This is a genomic window from Streptomyces sp. NBC_00539, from assembly GCF_036346105.1.
Classification (GTDB): Bacteria; Actinomycetota; Actinomycetes; order Streptomycetales; family Streptomycetaceae; genus Streptomyces.
The window spans coordinates 1,971,752-1,990,454 of sequence record NZ_CP107811.1 but is presented as its reverse complement, the minus strand read 5'-3'; the positions used below and the strand labels follow the sequence as shown (position 1 = coordinate 1,990,454).

The window sequence follows — 18,703 nt, the reverse complement described above, 5'->3', positions numbered from 1 at the left end:
CGTCGCTTACGATGGGCCCGTGACGCACAGCACCCTCTCCTTCCTCAAGGGCCACGGAACCGAGAACGACTTCGTGATCGTCCCGGACCCGGACAACGCCATCGAGCTGCCCGAGGGCGCCGTCGCCAAGCTCTGCGACCGGCGGGCCGGAATCGGCGCGGACGGGGTGCTGCACGTGGTGCGGTCCGCCGCCCATCCCGAGGCCGCGCACATGGCCGGCGAAGCCGAATGGTTCATGGACTACCGCAACAGCGACGGCTCCGTCGCCGAGATGTGCGGCAACGGTGTGCGGGTCTTCGCCCGCTACCTCCAGCACGCCGGCCACGTCGAGCCCGGCGACCTCGCCGTCGCCACCCGCGGCGGCGTCAAGCACGTGCACCTGGCCAAGACCGGCGACGTCACCGTGTCCATGGGCCGCGCCGAACTGCCCGAGGGCGAGGTCACCGTCTCGGTCGGCGAGCGCACCTGGCCCGCGCGGAACGTGAACATGGGGAACCCGCACGCCGTGGCGTTCGTCGAAAGCCTCGACGACGCCGGGAACCTGTTCACCGCCCCGCCGTTCAGCCCGGCGTCCGCCTACCCCACCGGGGTCAACGTCGAGTTCGTGGTCGACCGGGGCCCCCGGCACGTCGCCATGCGCGTCCACGAACGCGGCTCCGGCGAGACCCGCTCCTGCGGCACCGGCGCCTGCGCCGTCGCCGTGGCCGCCATCCGCCGGGACGGCGCCGACCCGGCCCTCACCGGTCAGCCCGTCACCTACACCGTCGACCTCCCCGGCGGCACCCTCCTCATCACCGAACACCCCGACGGCCGGATCGACATGACCGGACCCGCCGTCATCGTGGCCTCGGGCGAGTGCGAGTCGGCCTGGCTCACCGAAACGGCCTTCGCCTAGGTTTGTCCTGGCCCGGGCATTGCCGCGCAGCTTCCCTCTAATGGGTGATCCGTTTCACGCTGTGCGAGAGGTGGACTGCGCCACGTGGTGGGGTCGGTAACATCAGGCACCGGCCCTGAGGGCTCACCCCATGCCCACCACCGCCGGTCGAAGCCGCCGGAGGTTCCCATGAGTGCAGAGGCCACGAACCCCGAAGCACACCCCGAAGCGCGCCCTGAGCTGCGCAGACGGAGCCGCAGCAGGCTTGACCTGCGCCGTCTCGGGCGTGCCGCGCTGCTCGGCCCCCCTTCCCGCGACCGGCTCCCCGACGCCATCGGACACGTGGCGGAAGCCCACCGTGCCCACCATCCGGACGCCGATCTGTCCATCCTGCGGCGCGCGTACCTCCTCGCGGAGACCTCCCACCGCGGCCAGATGCGCAAGAGCGGTGAGCCGTACATCACACACCCCCTCGCCGTCACCCTGATCCTCGCCGAACTCGGCGCGGAGACGACCACGTTGACGGCCTCACTCCTCCACGACACCGTGGAGGACACCGAAGTGACGCTCCAGCAGGTCCGCGAGGAGTTCGGCGACGAGGTCTGCTTCATCGTCGACGGCGTCACCAAGGTGGAGAAGATCGACTACGGGGCCGCCGCCGAACCCGAGACCTTCCGCAAGATGCTCGTCGCCACCGGCAACGACGTCCGCGTCATGTCCATCAAACTCGCCGACCGGCTCCACAACATGCGCACGCTCGGCGTGATGCGCCCCGACAAACAGGCCCGCATCGCCAAGGTCACCCGCGACGTCCTCATCCCGCTCGCCGAACGGCTCGGCGTACAGGCCCTCAAGACCGAGCTGGAAGACCTCGTCTTCGCGATCCTGCACCCCGAGGAGTACGAGCAGACCCGCGCGCTGATCGCCGCCCACACGGGCGAGAACGATCCGCTGCCCGCCATCGCCGACTCCGTGCGCGCCGTCCTGCGCGACGCCGGGATCGCCGCCGAAGTGGCGGTACGGCCACGGCACTTCGTATCCGTCCACCGCATCTCCCGAAAACGCGGCGAGCTGCGCGGCTCCGACTTCGGACGCATCCTCGTCCTCGTCGCCGAGAACGCCGACTGCTACGGGGTGCTCGGCGAACTGCACACCTGCTTCACCCCGGTGGTCTCCGAGTTCAAGGACTTCATCGCCGTCCCGAAGTTCAACCTCTACCAGTCGCTGCACACCGCCGTCGCCACGCCCGACGGGCACGTCGCCGAAGTCATCGTCCGGACCCGGCAGATGCACCGCGTCGCGGAGGCCGGCGTGGTCGCCCTCGGCAACCCGTACACCACGGGCGAAGCCGCCGACTGCGACGAGGAACGCGTCGACCCCACCCGGCCCGGCTGGCTGTCGCGGCTGCTCGACTGGCAGCAGTCCGCGCCCGACCCCGACACCTTCTGGACCGTCCTGCGCGCCGAACTCGCCCAGGACCGGGAAGTCACCGTCTTCGCGGTGGACGGCGCCGCCGCCCCGCGCACCCTGACCCTTCCGGGCGGCGCCAGCTGTATCGACGCCGCCTACGCCCAGTACGGCGAGGCGGCCCACGGCTGTATCGGCGCCCGCGTCAACGGGCGCCTCACCTCCCTGTCGTCCCGGCTCTCCGACGGCGACACCGTCCAACTGCTGCTCTCCCACGACTCCTCCTCCGGGCCGGCCGCCGACTGGCTGGAGCACGCCACCACCCCCGCCGCCCGCATCGCCATCGGCAGCTGGCTCGCGACCCACCCCGACGACGCCGCGGCCACCACCACCGCCGCACGGGCGCCCCTGTCCGTCGTGGGCGCGCGCGGGGGGAGCGGCAACGCCGTCGCCGACCTGCCGAACGCGCACGTACGGCTGGCCGGCTGCTGCACCCCCGTGCCGCCGGACGCCGTGGCCGGGTTCGTCGTACGGGGCGGGGCCGTCACCGTGCACCGCGTCCAGTGCCCGGCCGTGGCCCAGATGCGCGCCGTGGGCCGTACCTCGGTCGCCGTGCACTGGCGGGACACGGCGGACTGCCGCGTGACCCTGCTCGCCGAATCGTTCGGCCGCCCGCACCTGCTGGCCGACCTGACCGAAGCGATCGCCCGCGAGGGGGTCGAGGTGGTCTCCGCGACCGTGGAACCGCCCGTCGAACAGCGGGTCCGGCACACGTACACCCTCCAGCTCCCCGACGCGGCCGGACTCCCGGCGCTGATGCGGGCGATGCGCGACGTGCCGGGCGTGTACGACGTCAGCAGGGCGTAGCCGGCACGCCGGGCTGCCCGTACCCGGTGCGGTCCGGTCCACGGCGCGTGGTCGCGCGTGTCGTCGCGCGCCGGCCGGTCCACGGCGCGTCGGTCATGCGTAGGCCGGTCCACCGGCCTGCGAACCCGTTCGGGTGGCGCCGTCGCGCGCCGGTCGCAAGGGGGCGCCGGGCACTGGTAAGCGATGGTGGATGCAGCTCACCTCCCCCCGCCTGCGCGCCGCGCTGCTCGCCGCGGCCTCCCTCACCCTCGTCGCCGCGGTGCTGCCGCCGCCCAAGCCACTCGGCATCGGCGACACCCTCTTCCCCGAGCTCGGCAACCCCGGCTACGACGTCCTCTCGTACGACCTGTCCTTCACCTACAAGGACAACCGCAGCCCGCTCGACGCCGTCACCGTCATCGACGCCCGGGCCCTGGAGGACCTGGAGCGCATCAACCTGGACTTCACCCACGGCACCGTCGCGTCCGCCGAGGTCAACGGGGAGCCCGCACGCTTCGAGAGCGCCGGGGAGGACCTCGTGCTGACCCCCGCGCGGCCCGTCGTGGCCCACACGCCGCTGCGCGTCGTCGTACGGCACACCAGCGACCCGCGCGGCCGCGACGACGGCGGCTGGGTGACCACCGACGACGGGCTCGCCATGGCCAACCAGGCCGACGCCGCCCACCGGGTCTTCCCCTGCAACGACCACCCCGCCGACAAGGCGTTCTTCACCTTCCGGATCACCGCCCCGGCCGGTCTCACGGCCGTCGCCAACGGAGTGCCCACCGCCCTCCCGGTCCAGCGCTCCGGCCAGCCCACCACCTGGACCTACCGCACCCTGCACCCCATGGCCACGGAGCTCGCCCAGGTCTCGGTCGGCGCCTCCGCCGTGCCGTCGGGCACCGGACCGCACGGGCTGCCGCTGCGCCACGTGGTGCCGGCCGCCGACCGGCAGCGGCTGGAGCCGTGGCTCAAGAAGACCTCCGGGCACATCGCGTGGATGGAAGAACGCGTCGGCCGCTACCCCTTCGAGAACTACGGCGTGCTCATCGCCCGCGCCAAGACCGGCTTCGAGCTGGAGACCCAGACCCTCTCGCTCTTCGAGAGCGGGCTGTTCACCGCCGGCACCTACCCCGAGTGGTACGTCGACTCCGTCATGGTCCACGAGCTCGCCCACCAGTGGTTCGGCGACAGCGTGACCCCGCGGACCTGGTCCGACCTGTGGCTCAACGAAGGACACGCCACCTGGTACGAGGCGCTCTACGCGGACGGCCTCGGCAAGTACTCCCTGGAGCGGCGCATGCGCGAGGCGTACCAGCGCTCCGACCAGTGGCGGGCGGCGGGCGGCCCGCCGGCGGCGCCCAAGCCGGCCCCGCCCGGGGAGAAGATCGGACTGTTCCGGCCGGTGGTCTACGACGGGTCCGCGCTCATCCTCTACGCCCTGCGCCAGGAGATCGGCGCAGCCGCCTTCGACCGGGTCGAGCGGCGCTGGGTGGCCGAGCACGCGGACTCCACCGCGGGCACGGCGGACTTCGTGCGCCTCGCCTCCCGGGAGGCGGGACGGGACCTGGAACCCTTCCTCAAGCCGTGGCTGTACGGCGCGACGACTCCGCCGATGCCGGGACACCCCGAATGGAGCGCGCAGCCCAAGGCGACCCCCGCCCCCAAGGCCGCGCCGAACGCGGCCCCCGCGCCCAGGGCGACCCCGAAGAAGGCCTGAGACCGCGCGGGCGCCCGGCCCGATCCGGGCGGCGCCCGTGCGAAAAGCGTGTGACGGGCGCCGAACGGGCATGTCACCATCGACAGGCCGGTCCGCCCGGCCGTGGGCCCCCGGGTCCGGGAATCTCCGGGCGGTGTGACACGTTGGACATTGCAGTGCTATGTCACGACCGTGTCATGTCACGCACGGCGGCAGCCTCGGCAGCGGTCGGGCGCGGACGCATTCGAATCGACGTAAGGATCCAATGACCTCCTCCTCTTCCCCTTCCCAGGACGCGCGGGACGCACAGGACGTGCAGGACTCGCCGAGCTTCACCGAGAGCCTTCGGGCCGATGCCCTGATGGAAGAGGACGTCGCCTGGAGCCACGAAATCGACGGGGACCGCGACGGCGAACAGTTCGAGCGCTCCGAGCGCGCGGCGCTGCGCCGCGTCGCCGGCCTCTCCACCGAGCTCGAGGACGTCACCGAGGTCGAGTACCGACAGCTCCGCCTGGAGCGCGTCGTACTCGTCGGTGTGTGGACCTCCGGCACCGTGGACGACGCCGAGAACTCCCTCGCGGAGCTCGCGGCCCTCGCCGAGACGGCAGGTGCTCTCGTGCTCGACGGCGTGATCCAGCGCCGCGACAAGCCCGACCCGGCCACCTTCATCGGTTCCGGCAAGGCACGTGAACTGCGCGACATCGTCATGGAGAGCGGCGCCGACACCGTCGTGTGCGACGGCGAGCTCAGCCCCGGCCAGCTCATCGCCCTCGAAGACGTCGTCAAGGTGAAGGTGGTCGACCGGACCGCCCTCATCCTCGACATCTTCGCCCAGCACGCCAAGTCCCGAGAGGGCAAGGCACAGGTCGCGCTCGCGCAGATGCAGTACATGCTGCCGCGACTGCGCGGCTGGGGCGCGTCGCTGTCCCGGCAGATGGGCGGCGGCGGCGGTGGCGGAATGGCCACCCGAGGCCCCGGTGAGACCAAGATCGAGACCGACCGGCGACGGATCCGCGAGAAGATGGCGAAGATGCGCCGGGAGATCGCGGAGATGAAGACCGGCCGCGACATCAAGCGGCAGGAACGGCGCCGCAACAAGGTGCCCTCGGTCGCCATCGCCGGCTACACCAACGCCGGCAAGTCCTCGCTCCTCAACCGCCTCACCGGTGCGGGCGTCCTGGTGGAGAACGCCTTGTTCGCCACCCTCGACCCGACCGTGCGCCGGGCCGAGACCCCCTCCGGCCGCGTCTACACCCTGGCCGACACCGTCGGCTTCGTCCGGCACCTGCCCCACCACCTGGTCGAGGCGTTCCGCTCCACGATGGAGGAGGTCGGCGACTCCGACCTCATCCTGCACATCGTGGACGGCTCGCACCCGGCCCCGGAGGAGCAGCTGGCGGCGGTCCGCGAGGTCATCCGCGAGGTCGGCGCGGTCAACGTGCCCGAGATCGTGGTGATCAACAAGGCGGACGCGGCGGACCCGCTGGTCCTCCAGCGCCTGCTGCGCATCGAGCGGCACTCCATCGCCGTCTCCGCCCGGACCGGCATGGGCATCGAGGAGCTCCTCGCGCTCATCGACACCGAGCTGCCCCGGCCGGAGGTCGAGGTGGAGGCACTGGTGCCGTACACCCGCGGCTCGCTGATCGCCCGGGCGCACGCCGAGGGCGAGGTCATCTCCGAGGAGCACACCCCGGAGGGCACCCTGCTCAAGGCGCGCGTCCACCAGGAACTGGCCGCGGACCTGGCACCGTACGTGCCCGCGAAGCACTGACCGGCCGCGCCGTGTGAAGGAGGGCCCCCGCCTCGGGCGGGGGCCCTCCTTCGTGTCACTCCCGCAAGTGCCGCGTCGCCGCTGCTACTTGAACTTGTTGCTCACCGCGGTGTAAACGCCCTTGGCCTCCGGGCCCAGCCGCGGGCCGGCCAGCCAGCCCGCCTTCGCCGGACCGATCGACGTGTTCGACACCAGCGCGGGCTTGCCGTCGGCGCCCGCCGCGATCCAGCCGCCACCCGAGGAACCGCCGGTCATGGTGCAGCCGATGCGGTACATCACCGGGGAGGCCGCGGTCAGCGACAGCCGGCCGGGCTTGTCCGTGCACTGGAACGCCCGCTGGCCGTCGAACGGCGCCGCAGCCGGGTAGCCCGTCGCCGTGATGCTCGCGACCTTCTGCACCGCCGGGGCGGCGAACTCCACCGGGAGCGCCGAACCGACCGTCTCCTCCAGGGACTTGCCCGAGCCCTTCTCCGGGGTCACGTGCAGCACCGCGAAGTCGTACGGAGCACCCGCCCCGCCCGTCGGGCCGCCGGTCGCGATCCACTGGTCCGAGGTCTGTGCCCAGTCGCTCCACCACACGCCGTACGGGGCCACCTGGTCGCGAGGGGCGCCCTTGAGCTCCGGCGCCGTCTTGCCCGCGTTGTTGTAGGACGGGACGAAGGCGATGTTGCGGTACCAGCCGCCGGCCTTGCCGGCGTGCACGCAGTGGCCCGCCGTCCAGACCAGGTTGGACTTGCCGGGGTGGGCCGGGTCCTTGACGACCGTGGCCGAGCAGACCATCGAGCCCTCGGGCCCGTCGAAGAAGACCTTGCCGGACGCCGGGACGTTGGCGTGGTACGGCGCGGCCGCCTGCTTCGCGGAAACCGGCGCGGGAGTGGGGTCGGTGACGCCCTGGTCCTTGCCGGCGTCCGGGTCCACGGCCGGGGGCTGCGGCGTCTTGTCGGCGTCACGCATCCGGTCCGGGTCCCAAAGGCCCTCGATGATCGGGTTGATGTAGTCGCCCGCCTCGCGGAGCCAGTCCTCCCGCTTCCAGTTCTTCCACGCACCCCCCTTCCACTTCTCCATGTCTATGCCGTGCTGCTTCAGCTTTTCCTTGATGTCGTCCGGGATCTTGATCCCGTCGGTGGCGCCGGACGGCAGGCTGGCCGCCACGGTCGGCTTGGCGTCGCCGCCGGCCTCACCGTCGCCGGGTCCGCAGGCCGCGGCGGTCAGCGCGAGCGCGGCCGCGCACAGGGCCGCGGTGACCGGTCGGTTCGGTCGCATGTCGTAAGTCCCCCTGGTGGTTCGAGGCGTTGAACGGGGTGCGGTGCGGCCGGCTCGCCATTCGCGCGCGCCGGGCGCAGCACCCCACTATGCCGCTGCGGCTGAGGACGACACAGGCCGGGGCCGCGGTTCCTTCACCCTCCGCCGGGTCCCTGCGGGGTCCGCCGAGGGCAAGGATCTTCCGGTCACCCGTGATCCGCCGCCGTCACCGTCGTTGGTACGTACGGGGGATGGGGCAGCAGCGTTCCTGTTCGAGACGCAATCCGGAAGAGAGATCCGGGCGGGAGGACCGACAGTCGTGGCGTGGAGCGAGCCTTTGACCGAGCCGGCCGCAGCCGAGGGCGAGGCGCAGAACACGGCGGTGGCCCAAGGGCCGGCCGGCCCTGCGGCGGCGGAACAGGTGCCGCAGCAGGGCAACAGGGCGCCGGTCGCGGCCGAGGGCATCCTGCGCAGGCAGGCGTTACGGGAATCCGCCGCACGGACGTACGCGCGCTCCCTGCCCATCGTCCCGGTACGGGCCCGGGGGCTGACGATCGAGGGCGCCGACGGGCGGCGCTACCTCGACTGCCTCTCCGGCGCGGGCACGCTCGCGCTGGGACACAACCACCCCGTGGTGCTCGAAGCCGTCCGGGGGGTGCTCGACTCGGGTGCTCCGCTGCACGTGCTGGACCTGGCGACCCCGGTCAAGGACGCGTTCACCACCGAGCTGTTCGCGAACCTGCCGCCCGCGCTGGCGGCGGACGCCCGGGTCCAGTTCTGCGGGCCCGCCGGGACGGACGCGGTCGAAGCCGCGCTCAAGCTGGTCCGTACCGCCACCGGGCGCTCGGGGCTGCTGGCCTTCACCGGGGCGTACCACGGCATGACGGCCGGGGCGCTGGAGGCCTCGGGCGGCGCCGAAGCCGTACGGGTCACCCGGCTGCCGTTCCCCCAGGACCACCGCCCTCCGTTCGGGGTCGCCGGTGCCGACGGGGAGCGGCTGGCGGCGCGGTGGACCGAGAGCCTGCTGGACGACCCCAAGAGCGGGGTGCCGGCGCCGGCCGGGATGATCGTGGAGCCGGTCCAGGGTGAGGGCGGAGTCCACCCGGCGCCGGACGCGTGGCTGCGCCGGATGCGGGAGATCACCGCCGAACGGGGCATCCCGCTGATCGCGGACGAGGTGCAGACGGGTGTGGGGCGCACCGGCGCCTTCTGGGGAGTCGACCACGCCGGGGTCGTGCCCGACGTGATGGTCCTGTCCAAGGCGATCGGGGGCAGCCTGCCGCTGGCCGTGATCGTGTACCGGGCGGAGCTGGACGTCTGGGCGCCCGGTGCCCACGCCGGTACCTTCCGCGGCAACCAGCTGGCCATGGCGGCGGGAACCGCCACCTTGGCCTACGTCCGGCAGAACCGTCTTGCGGAGCGGGCCGCCGTGCTGGGGGAGCGGATGCTGACGGCGTTGCGGGGATTCGCCGCCGACCACCCCTGCATCGGGGACGTGCGGGGCCGCGGTCTGATGATCGGCGTCGAAGTCGTCGACCCCGACACCGGAGCCGCCGCCCCCGAGCTGGCGGCCGCCGTCCGCCAGGAGTGCCTGGACCGGGGCCTGATCGTCGAACTCGGCGGCCGTCACTCCAGCGTCGTGCGCCTCCTGCCGCCGCTGACGCTGACCGACGAGCAGGCCGGAGCCGTCCTCGACCGGCTGACCGACGCCGTCCCCGCCGCCCGCCGGCCCCACTGACCGAACCCCAAGGACCCCCCATGCCCACGCCACCCCCAGACCCCACCCCCACCGCGACCACACCCCCGGCACCCACCCCGGACCCCGCCCACACCCCGGGCACTCCCCGAAACCAGGACGCTGCCCCAGGCCACGCCGGCACCCCGTGCGGCAGTCCCTCCCCGGGCGGGGCCCCGACCCCGGGGGCCGGGCCTGCCGCGTTGGCCGCTACCGCCCGAGGGCTCGGCGTTGCCCCTGGCCAGGACGTTGCTCCGGGTCAGGTCGGCATGCCGTGCGGCAGCCCGCCCCTGGGCGGTGACCCAGCCCCCGGGGCCGTGTTCGTTGCGGGCCCCGGCACCGCCCGAGGGCTCAGCATTGGCCGCGGCCGGGACGCTGCATCAGGTCAGGCCGACGCCCCGTGCGGCGAGCCAATCTCGGGCGGGGCCCCACCCCCCGGGGCCGCGTCCGCCGCGTCCCCCGGTACCGCCCGAGGACTCGGCGTTGGCCCCGGCCGGGACGTTGCTCCGGGTCAGGGTGCGGGACCGGGGCCGGGCGGTGGCCCGGACTTCGGGACCGGGCCGGCGGACCCGGCCCTCGGCACTGGCACCGCCCAGGCGGGCCTGCCAGCCCCCGGAAACGACCCGGTCGGGACCCCGCCCCCCGGCGGCAGGGCCGAGCCCCACCACCCCGGCCCGGGGCAGGCCGTCGGCCCGTCCCCGGCACCCGGCGCCGAGGGAGCCGTCGGCGCCCACGCGGCGCCACCGTCCGGCCCGGCCGCGGTGCAGGGCGCTGCCCCGAGCCGGAGTCTGGGCGGTGACCCGGCACCCGGGGCCGAGGCGGTCGACCCGGCCCCGGCCTTCGGGACCGCCCAGGCGGGTGTGGAAAGCCTCGGGCACGACCCGGTGGGCGCACCGCCCTCCGGCGGAGCCGCGGCGCACCACCCCAGCCCCGGCGGTGCCACCCCGCCCCCGGGACCCGAAGCCGGGCACGTCCACGCAGGCGGCACGTCTGAGGCCGGGCCCACCACGGGCGCCCACGAGGCGCTGCCGGGTGAGCGGGGCCGGCCCGCTGCCCCCGCGGCGGTCGGCGTGCCGAGGCAGAAGCGGCCGACCATGCGGCCCCGGCCGGCGGGGGCCGGGCTCCTCGGCCCCGATCCGACGGCGCTGCCCGATCTGCTGGACCACCCCGACCCCGGGATCGCCGCCGAGGCCGCGACGGTGGAGAACCTGCTGCGGTGCTGGGTCCGCGAAAGCGGCATCGGCCGCCCCGACGGGCCCGTCGGCACCCTGCTGCGCATCCCCCTCCCCGCATCCGGCGTGGCGCTGCTCGTCGCCGTCCGGCACTGGTCCCCGTCGGGCTGGCACCGCTTCGCCCCCGCCCGGCTCGAAGGCGCCCCCGCCGACGCCCCCGCCCTGGACGCAGTCACCCTTGCCGCCCTGATCGCCCGCGAGGGCACCGGCCGCGCCGCCGACCTCGTCGGACGGGTAGCCGACTCGGTGCGCCGCACCGCCGAGTTCATCGCCGACCGGCGTCAACGACCCACCCCACCGGCCCCCATCGCCGCGGACCGCTTCCTCACCGCCGAACAGTCCCTCCTCCTCGGTCACCCCCTCCAGCCCGACCCCAAGAGCCGGGAGGGACTCTCCGAAGCCGATGTACGCCACTACTCACCCGAACTCCACGGCTCCTTCCCCCTCCACTGGTTCGCCATCGACCCCTCCGTGCTCGCCACCGACTCCGCCTGGACCGAACGCGGCCGGCTCGTCCCCGCCGCCCAGCTCCTCTCCCGACTCGCCCCCGGGCTGGCGACGCCTGCCGGAACCACCCCCTTGCCCCTCCACCCCTGGCAGGCCCGCGACCTGCTGGCCCGCCCCGCCGTCGCCGCCCTCCGCGACGCGGGACTCCTGACCGACCTGGGCCCGTACGGCGACCCGTGGTACCCCACCTCCTCCGTCCGGACCGTCCACCGCCCCGGCGCCCCCGCGATGCTCAAGCTGTCCCTAGGCCTTCGCATCACCAACTCCCGCCGCGAGAACCTCCGCAAGGAACTCCACCGCGGAGTCGAGGTGCACCGGCTGCTGCGCACCGGCCTCGCCGATCAGTGGCAGGCGGCCCACCCCGGCTTCGACATCGTCCGCGACCCCGCCTGGGTCGCCGTCGACACCCCCGACGGCACACCCGTCCAAGGACTCGACGCCTTGCTACGCCACAACCCCTTCCGCTCCGGTGACGACGCCGTCTGCATCGCCGCACTCACCGCTCCCCGCCCCTGGCCCGGCCGGACCACGATGCGCTCACGGCTCGCCGAGACGGTCTCCCGGCTCGCCGCGTCCACCGGCCGGCCCACCCCGGCGGTAGCCGCCGAGTGGTTCCTGCGCTACCTCGACCACGTCGTCCTCCCGGTCCTCGCCTTCGACGCGCTCGCAGGCATCGCCCTCGAAGCCCACCAGCAGAACACCCTGGTGCTCCTCGACCCGGCCGGCTGGCCCATCGGTGGCCGCTACCGCGACAACCAGGGCTACTACTTCCGCGACTCCCACCGCGCGGAACTCGAAGCCAGGCTGCCCGGCATCGGCACCACCAGCGACACCTTCGTCGCCGACGCCGTCACCGACGAACGCTTCGCCTACTACCTCGGCATCAACAACGTCTTCGGGCTGATCGGAGCCTTCGGATCGCAGCACCTCGCGGATGAACGCGTCCTGCTCGCCGCCTTCCGCCGGTTCCTGGGCAAAGCCTCCCGCCTCGGTCCGCTCCCCGCGCTGCTGCTCGATTCGCCCACCCTCCGCTGCAAGGCGAATCTGCTCACCCGCCTGGGCGGCCTGGACGAACTCGTCGGCCCGGTCGACACCCAGTCCGTCTACGTCACCATCACCAACCCCCTTCACGACTGAACGAGCGAACGACCCAACGACCCGACGACTCGACGGCGCAGCGGCTGACCGCACGACGACCCAGCGACTCGACGACCGACCGACTGACCGACCGACGCGCCCCATCGACCCGGAGAAGAGCCGATGCCTTCCACCCGCACCCCCATCGGTCCCACCCGCACGGCCGCCGCCACCGCCTCGGTCATCGGGGAACCCGCCTCACCACGGCTCAACGCCCAACGGTTGCCGTTGCTCGCCGAGGCAGACCTGCTCGACTCACCGGCCGCATGGAGCGCCGTCGCCACCCCGGTCGGGGCGTTCCGCCTGGAACCCGTACGACCGCGCCACGACCTGGAACTCCTCACCCGCTGGATGAACGACCCCGACGTGGCCACCTATTGGGAACTCGCCGGCCCCGCAACCGTCACGGCCGCCCACCTAAGGGCACAGCTGGACAGCGACGGCCGCAGCATCCCCTGCCTGGGTCTGCTCGACGGCACACCGATGAGCTACTGGGAGCTCTACCGGGCCGACCTCGACCCGCTCGCCCGGCACTACCCGGCGCGCCCCCACGACACGGGTATCCACCTGCTGATCGGTGACGGCACGAACCGCGGCCGGGGTCTGGGCACCACCCTGCTCCGCGCGGTCGCAGACCTGGTGTTCGACAACCGGCCACGCTGTGCTCGCGTGATCGCCGAACCGGACATCCGTAACACCCCCTCCGTATCAGCCTTCCTGAATTCCGGTTTCCGCTGTTCCGCGGAAATCGACCTCCCCGAGAAGCGTGCCGCGCTGATGATCCGGGAACGGGCGCTGCGCAATCTCCTCTGAATGCCGCCCCGCAGTCCTCGCACCGTCATCGCTCGACGCTTCTGCATTCAACGCGTGTGCACTCAACACCTCGCACTCAACGCGTCTGCAATTGAAAACTCCGCGCCGTGGACCGAAGTTCCCGATACCCGAGGAGTCCCGTGTCGAATTTCTCCGCCGCGTCAGGTTCCACCGGCCCCCACTTCCCGGAGGCGGTGGCACCGTCGCCCCAGCACCCGAGCACACCACCCGAGATCAACGGCGTGACCTGGGAAACCGCCACCCGCCGGCTGCTCGCCAAGATGCTCGGGGAATTCGCGTACGAGGAGATCATCAGTCCCGTTCCGGCCCCCGCCGCAGCAGGCGACGCCTGGAGCCTCGCCCTGGACGACGGCAGCACCCTCGGCTTCCGCGCCCGCCGCCGCTCCTACGGCAGCTGGGACGTCAACGCCGGCACCATCACCCTCACCCCACCGCCGCTTTCCCCACAGCCCCCTTCGTTAGAGCCCCCGACCCCCCAGCCCCCGACCCCCTTCGGGGACCCGTTCGAGTTCCTGGTCCGCGCCCGTACCCTCCTCGGTCTCGACGGCGGCACCCTCGGCCACCTCGTCCGCGAGCTCAGCGCCACCCTCTCCGCCGACGCCCGCCTCGACCACCACGCCCTCACCGCCGACGTCCTCGCAGACCTCGACTACGCCGCGCTCGAAGGGCACCAGACCGGCCACCCCTGGCTCGTGCTCAACAAGGGCCGCGTCGGGATGTCCGCGGCCGACACCGCCGCCTGGGCCCCCGAATCCCGCACCCGCCAACGGCTGCCCTGGCTCGCCGCCCACACCTCCCTGGCCGAGTACCGGGGAACCGGCGCGATGGAGGACCCCGCGCGCCTGTACTCCGCGGAGCTCGACGCCGTCACCCGCGCCGCCTTCGACCGGACGCTGCGCGACCGCGGCCTCGACCCCCGCGGTTACCTCTACCTCCCGGTGCACCCCTGGCAGTGGGACGAGATAGTGCTCCCGCTCTTCGCGCCCGCCCTCGCCTCGGGCGCGCTGGTACCGCTGCCCGCGGATCCCGACGTACGACTGCCCCAGCAGTCGATCCGTACCTTCCTCAACCTGACCCGTCCCGATCGGCACAGCGTCAAGCTGCCGCTCTCCGTCCTGAACACCATGGTCTGGCGCGGGCTGCCCTGCGACCTGACCCTCGCCGCGCCCGCAGTCACCGCCTGGATCCACTCCCTGCGCGACGAGGACCCGTTCCTGCGCGACGAGTGCCGGGTCCTCCTCCTCGGCGAGGTGGCCTCCGTGACCGTCCGGCATCCCGTCTACGACCGGCTCCCCGAGGTCCCGTACCAGTACAAGGAACTTCTCGGCGCGATCTGGCGCGAGCCCCTGACCGGCCGGCTCGCCCCCGGCGAGCGGGCCCGCACCCTCGCCTCCCTCCTGCACACCGACCCGCGCGGACGCTCCTTCACCGCCGAGCTCGTCGCCCGCTCGGGACTGTCCCCCACCGTCTGGCTCCAGAGGCTCTTCGCCGCCCTGCTGCCCCCGCTGCTCCACTTCCTCTACCGGTACGGCACCGTCTTCTCGCCCCACGGCGAGAACACCATCGTGATCTTCGACGAGGGTGACGTCCCCGTCCGGCTCGCGGTCAAGGACTTCGTGGACGACGTCAACATCAGCCGGGAGCCGCTGCCCGAGCACGAGGCGATGCCCGCCCAGGTGCGTGCCGCGCTGCTGACGGAGCCGCCCGCCTACCTGACGCAGTTCATCCACTCCGGACTGTTCGTCGGCGTCTTCCGCTACCTGTCCGCGATCTGCGAGGACCGGATGGGAGTGCCCGAGAGCGAGTTCTGGTCCCTCGTACGGGCGGAGATCCTCCGCCACCAGGCCCGTTTCCCCGAGCTCAAGGACCGCTACGAGCTCTTCGACCTGCTCACGGAGCGGATCGACCGGCTGTGCCTCAACCGGAACCGGCTGCACGAGGACGGCTACCGCGACCGCCCGGACCGCCCGCACGCGGTCACCCACGGGACCGTTCCCAACCCCCTCCACCGGCCGTGAACCGACGGCGGGGACGTCTGCGATGCGGCTGCTGTCAGTGCGGCCCCGTAGGGTTGGCATTGCTATGACGAAGCCCTCCCTCCCCGACCTGCTGCACGCCGCCGTCTCCGCCGTCGGCGGCACGGAGCGGCCCGGCCAGGTGGCCATGGCCGAAGCCGTCGCCGAAGCGATCGACGAGAACTCCCACCGGCTGATCCAGGCCGGCACCGGCACCGGTAAGTCCCTCGGCTACCTGGTGCCGGCCCTCGCGCACGGCGAGCGCGTCGTCGTCGCCACGGCGACGCTGGCCCTCCAGCGGCAGCTCGTCGAGCGCGACCTGCCCCGGACGGTGGAGGCGCTGCATCCCCAGCTCCGCCGCCGGCCGCAGTTCGCCATGCTCAAGGGACGTTCCAACTACCTGTGTCTGCACCGGCTCCATGAGGGTGCGCCGCAGGACGAGGAGGAGGGCCTCTTCGACCAGTTCGAAGCGGCCGCTCCCACCAGCAAGCTGGGCCAGGACCTGCTGCGCCTGCGGGACTGGGCGGACGAAACCGAGACCGGCGACCGCGACGACCTGACGCCCGGCGTGTCCGACAAGGCGTGGGCGCAGATCTCCGTCTCGTCCCGTGAGTGCCTGGGCGCGACGAAGTGCGCCTACGGAGCCGAGTGCTTCGCCGAGGCCGCCCGCGAGCGGGCGAAGCTCGCGGACGTCGTCGTCACCAACCACGCCCTCCTCGCGATCGATGCCATCGAGGGCGCCCCCGTGCTGCCCCCGCACGAGGTGCTGATCGTGGACGAGGCCCATGAACTCGTCTCCCGCGTCACCGGCGTCGCCACCGGTGAGCTCACCCCGGGCCAGGTGAACCGGGCCGTCAAGCGCGCGGCCAAGCTCGTCGACGAGAAGACCGCCGACTCCCTGCAGACCGCATCGGAGTCCTTCGAACGCGTCATGGAGCTGGCCCTGCCCGGCCGGCTGGAGCAGATTCCCGAAGACCTCGCGTACGCGCTGATGTCCCTGCGCGACGCCGCGCGCAACGTGATCTCCGCGATCGGTTCCACCCGCGACAAGTCCGTCCAGGACGAGGACGCCGTCCGCAAGCAGGCCCTGGCCGCGGTGGAAAGCGTCCACGCGGTGGCGGAGCGGATCGTCCTCGGCTCGGAGTACGACGTCGTCTGGTACGAACGCCATGACCGTTTCGGGGCCACCCTGCGGGTCGCTCCCCTCTCGGTGTCCGGCCTGCTGCGCGAGAAGCTGTTCGAAGAGCGGTCGGTGGTCCTCACCTCCGCCACGCTCAAACTCGGCGGCGACTTCAACGGCGTCGCCGGCTCGCTCGGCCTGTCGCCGGAAGGCGTGGGCGGCGACGACGTGCCCGTCTGGAAGGGGCTGGATGTCGGCTCACCCTTCGACTACCCCAAGCAGGGCATCCTCTACGTCGCCAAGCACCTGGCCACCCCCGGCCGCGAGGGAACCCGCGGCGACATGATGGACGAGCTGGCGGAGCTGATCGAGGCGGCCGGTGGCCGGACCCTCGGGCTGTTCTCCTCCATGCGCGGCGCCAAGGCGGCCGCCGAGGAGCTGCGCGGACGGCTGTCGAACCCGATCCTCCTCCAGGGGGAGGAGACGCTCGGTGAGCTGATCAAGGCGTTCGCCGCGGATCCGAAGACCTGTCTGTTCGGCACGCTGTCGCTGTGGCAGGGAGTGGACGTGCCCGGGCCCAGCTGCCAGCTGGTGATCATGGACCGGATCCCGTTCCCCCGTCCCGACGACCCGCTGATGAGCGCCCGGCAGAAATCGGTCGAGGAGCACGGGGGCAACGGCTTCATGGCGGTCGCGGCCACGCATGCCGCCCTGCTGATGGCCCAGGGCGCGGGCCGGCTCGTACGGGCTACCGGGGACCGGGGTGTCGTCGCGGTCCTCGACCCGCGGTTGGCCACGGCTCGCTACGGAACCTTCCTGCGCGCCACCCTGCCGGACTTCTGGTACACCACGGACCGCAACCAGGTCCGCCGCTCGCTGGCCGCGATCGACGCTTCGGCGCAGGCGGACGGCAAGTAGTCCGACGGGCATGAAGGGGTTCGGCGGTCCCGAAGCAGTTCGACGGGCACGATAGGCAGCCCGACGGCCGGCGGCCCCCGGCCTCACGGCACGAAGCAGCTCCGGGACCGGCGCAGAGGTCCCGGAGCTGGATGGGGGCGACGGGTGTCAGACCCGGCGCAGAACGGCGACGACCTTGCCGAGGATGGTGGCTTCGTCGCCGGGGATGGGCTGGTACGCGGCGTTGTGCGGAAGCAGCCAGACGTGGCCGTCCTCGCGCTTGAACCGCTTGACGGTGGCCTCGCCGTCCAGCATCGCGGCGACGATGTCGCCGTTCTCCGCGACGGGCTGACGGCGGACGGTGACCCAGTCGCCGTCGCAGATGGCCGCCTCGATCATCGAGTCACCGACGACCTTGAGGACGAAGAGTTCGCCGTCGCCGACCAGCTGGCGGGGGAGCGGGAAGACGTCCTCCACCGACTCCTCGGCGAGGATCGGGCCGCCGGCGGCGATCCGTCCGACCAGGGGAACGTAGGAGGCGGCGGGCTTGCCGGTGGTGTCGGTGGGCTGCGAGCTGGGCTGGTCCGAGCCGCGCACCTCGTAGGCCCGCGGGCGGTGCGGGTCGCGCCGCAGGAACCCCTTGCGCTCGAGGGCCATCAGCTGGTGGGCGACCGACGACGTGCTCGACAGGCCGACCGCCTGGCCGATCTCGCGCATCGACGGCGGGTAGCCCCGGCGCTGCACCGAATCGCGAATGACCTCGATGACCCTGCGCTGCCGGTCCGTGAGCCCGGAGCTGTCGGCGCGAATGCCTGGAGGTCGCCCTGGCAGCGAGCGTGCGGGGCGCACGGACTCCGCCTCCGGGTTCTGACGTGCGTCGTTCATGGCATGCACCGGCTCAAGTCGGCTCTGGGAGCGGTTCTGGGCAGTGATGGTGGCACTGTCTGCGGTCGTGGTCACGTCGGCCCCTCTCGAAATGTTCTCCCTAGCTGGACAACGGTAGTTGCTTTCGAAAGGTTGCGCCAAACACACGTTCGAGTGAAATATCGCAGATCGTCCACCTGGAGCACATCGAGAGGTGTATGGACCGACAGTCAGACCGAACGCGGGTTCGGCCGCTCCCATGCCGCCTACGGTACCCTTCCGGGTCGGATCGTCACCGGGCGGGCCGCGCCCAGTGTGGCACCGCCGGCCCCGGGAACCCTGCATCGGAGCCCGCGACACGCGGCGGGCAGTAAATCCACCACAACCCAAGATCTAGTGGTTGGATGAGCGCTGCCACCCAGAAGTTGTGGTCCCGGGTCCGCTCGGGCTCCCGGCATCGCATATGCTGGTGGCTGCTTCACCAGCCCCCGGCAGAGCCTCGTTCCTTGCCGCTCAGGGGCCC

11 protein-coding genes are annotated in these 18,703 nt (G+C 72.6%); 9 read left to right on the top strand and 2 right to left on the bottom strand.

Annotated elements, in window-relative coordinates; genetic code table 11:
- Nucleotides 1-19 precede the first annotated feature (19 nt).
- From dapF to hflX, 4 genes are all read left to right on the top strand, one after another.
- Nucleotides 20-895: a diaminopimelate epimerase gene (dapF, locus tag OG861_RS08575; RefSeq protein WP_330261672.1), complete on the top strand. Its 876-nt coding sequence runs from the start codon at nt 20-22 to the stop codon at nt 893-895.
- Nucleotides 896-1,063: 168 nt separating this feature from the next.
- On the top strand, nt 1,064-3,148 hold the full coding sequence (locus tag OG861_RS08570; protein WP_330261671.1) for a RelA/SpoT family protein: 2,085 nt from the start codon (nt 1,064-1,066) through the stop codon (nt 3,146-3,148).
- 190 nt (nt 3,149-3,338) lie between these two features.
- The gene (locus tag OG861_RS08565; protein ID WP_330261670.1) at nt 3,339-4,847 is read left to right on the top strand and encodes a M1 family metallopeptidase; all 1,509 of its coding nucleotides are present in this window, start codon (nt 3,339-3,341) and stop codon (nt 4,845-4,847) included.
- 244 nt (nt 4,848-5,091) lie between these two features.
- Nucleotides 5,092-6,597, top strand: a complete 1,506-nt coding sequence (gene hflX, locus OG861_RS08560; protein WP_190186222.1) for a GTPase HflX — start codon at nt 5,092-5,094, stop codon at nt 6,595-6,597.
- An 84-nt stretch (nt 6,598-6,681) separates the two neighbouring features.
- Here hflX and OG861_RS08555 read toward each other — a convergent pair whose 3' ends face one another.
- Entirely contained in the window at nt 6,682-7,860 is a 1,179-nt protein-coding gene (locus OG861_RS08555; protein ID WP_329198905.1) for a trypsin-like serine peptidase, read from the bottom strand.
- A gap of 400 nt (nt 7,861-8,260) precedes the next feature.
- Between OG861_RS08555 and OG861_RS08550 the strand changes: the two genes are divergently transcribed.
- From OG861_RS08550 to OG861_RS08530, 5 genes are all read left to right on the top strand, one after another.
- Nucleotides 8,261-9,577 (top strand): diaminobutyrate--2-oxoglutarate transaminase family protein, encoded by a 1,317-nt coding sequence (locus OG861_RS08550; RefSeq protein WP_330261971.1) that lies wholly within the window; start codon nt 8,261-8,263, stop codon nt 9,575-9,577.
- 1,091 nt (nt 9,578-10,668) lie between these two features.
- Nucleotides 10,669-12,450 (top strand): IucA/IucC family protein, encoded by a 1,782-nt coding sequence (locus tag OG861_RS08545; protein ID WP_443064482.1) that lies wholly within the window; start codon nt 10,669-10,671, stop codon nt 12,448-12,450.
- Nucleotides 12,451-12,573: 123 nt separating this feature from the next.
- On the top strand, nt 12,574-13,263 hold the full coding sequence (locus OG861_RS08540) for a GNAT family N-acetyltransferase (protein WP_330261669.1): 690 nt from the start codon (nt 12,574-12,576) through the stop codon (nt 13,261-13,263).
- 281 nt (nt 13,264-13,544) lie between these two features.
- Entirely contained in the window at nt 13,545-15,302 is a 1,758-nt protein-coding gene (locus OG861_RS08535) for an IucA/IucC family protein (protein ID WP_443064481.1), read from the top strand.
- 64 nt (nt 15,303-15,366) lie between these two features.
- Nucleotides 15,367-17,337, top strand: coding sequence for an ATP-dependent DNA helicase (locus OG861_RS08530; protein WP_330261668.1), 1,971 nt, complete (start codon nt 15,367-15,369; stop codon nt 17,335-17,337).
- A 147-nt stretch (nt 17,338-17,484) separates the two neighbouring features.
- On the opposite strand, the gene lexA is transcribed toward OG861_RS08530, so the two are convergent.
- Nucleotides 17,485-18,276 carry a transcriptional repressor LexA gene (lexA, locus tag OG861_RS08525; RefSeq protein WP_330261667.1) on the bottom strand — a complete coding sequence of 264 codons (792 nt, stop codon included), beginning with the start codon at nt 18,274-18,276 and terminating at the stop codon, nt 17,485-17,487.
- Nucleotides 18,277-18,703 lie beyond the last annotated feature (427 nt).

Coding starts and splice junctions, on each gene's coding strand:
- OG861_RS08540 (WP_330261669.1), top strand. CDS start 12,574: ATGCCTTCCACCCGCACCCCCATCGGTCCCACCCGCACGGCCGCCGCC.
- OG861_RS08565 (WP_330261670.1), top strand. CDS start 3,339: ATGCAGCTCACCTCCCCCCGCCTGCGCGCCGCGCTGCTCGCCGCGGCC.
- OG861_RS08535 (WP_443064481.1), top strand. CDS start 13,545: ATGCTCGGGGAATTCGCGTACGAGGAGATCATCAGTCCCGTTCCGGCC.
- OG861_RS08570 (WP_330261671.1), top strand. CDS start 1,064: ATGAGTGCAGAGGCCACGAACCCCGAAGCACACCCCGAAGCGCGCCCT.
- hflX (WP_190186222.1), top strand. CDS start 5,092: ATGACCTCCTCCTCTTCCCCTTCCCAGGACGCGCGGGACGCACAGGAC.
- OG861_RS08555 (WP_329198905.1), bottom strand. CDS start 7,860: ATGCGACCGAACCGACCGGTCACCGCGGCCCTGTGCGCGGCCGCGCTC.
- OG861_RS08530 (WP_330261668.1), top strand. CDS start 15,367: ATGACGAAGCCCTCCCTCCCCGACCTGCTGCACGCCGCCGTCTCCGCC.
- OG861_RS08545 (WP_443064482.1), top strand. CDS start 10,669: ATGCGGCCCCGGCCGGCGGGGGCCGGGCTCCTCGGCCCCGATCCGACG.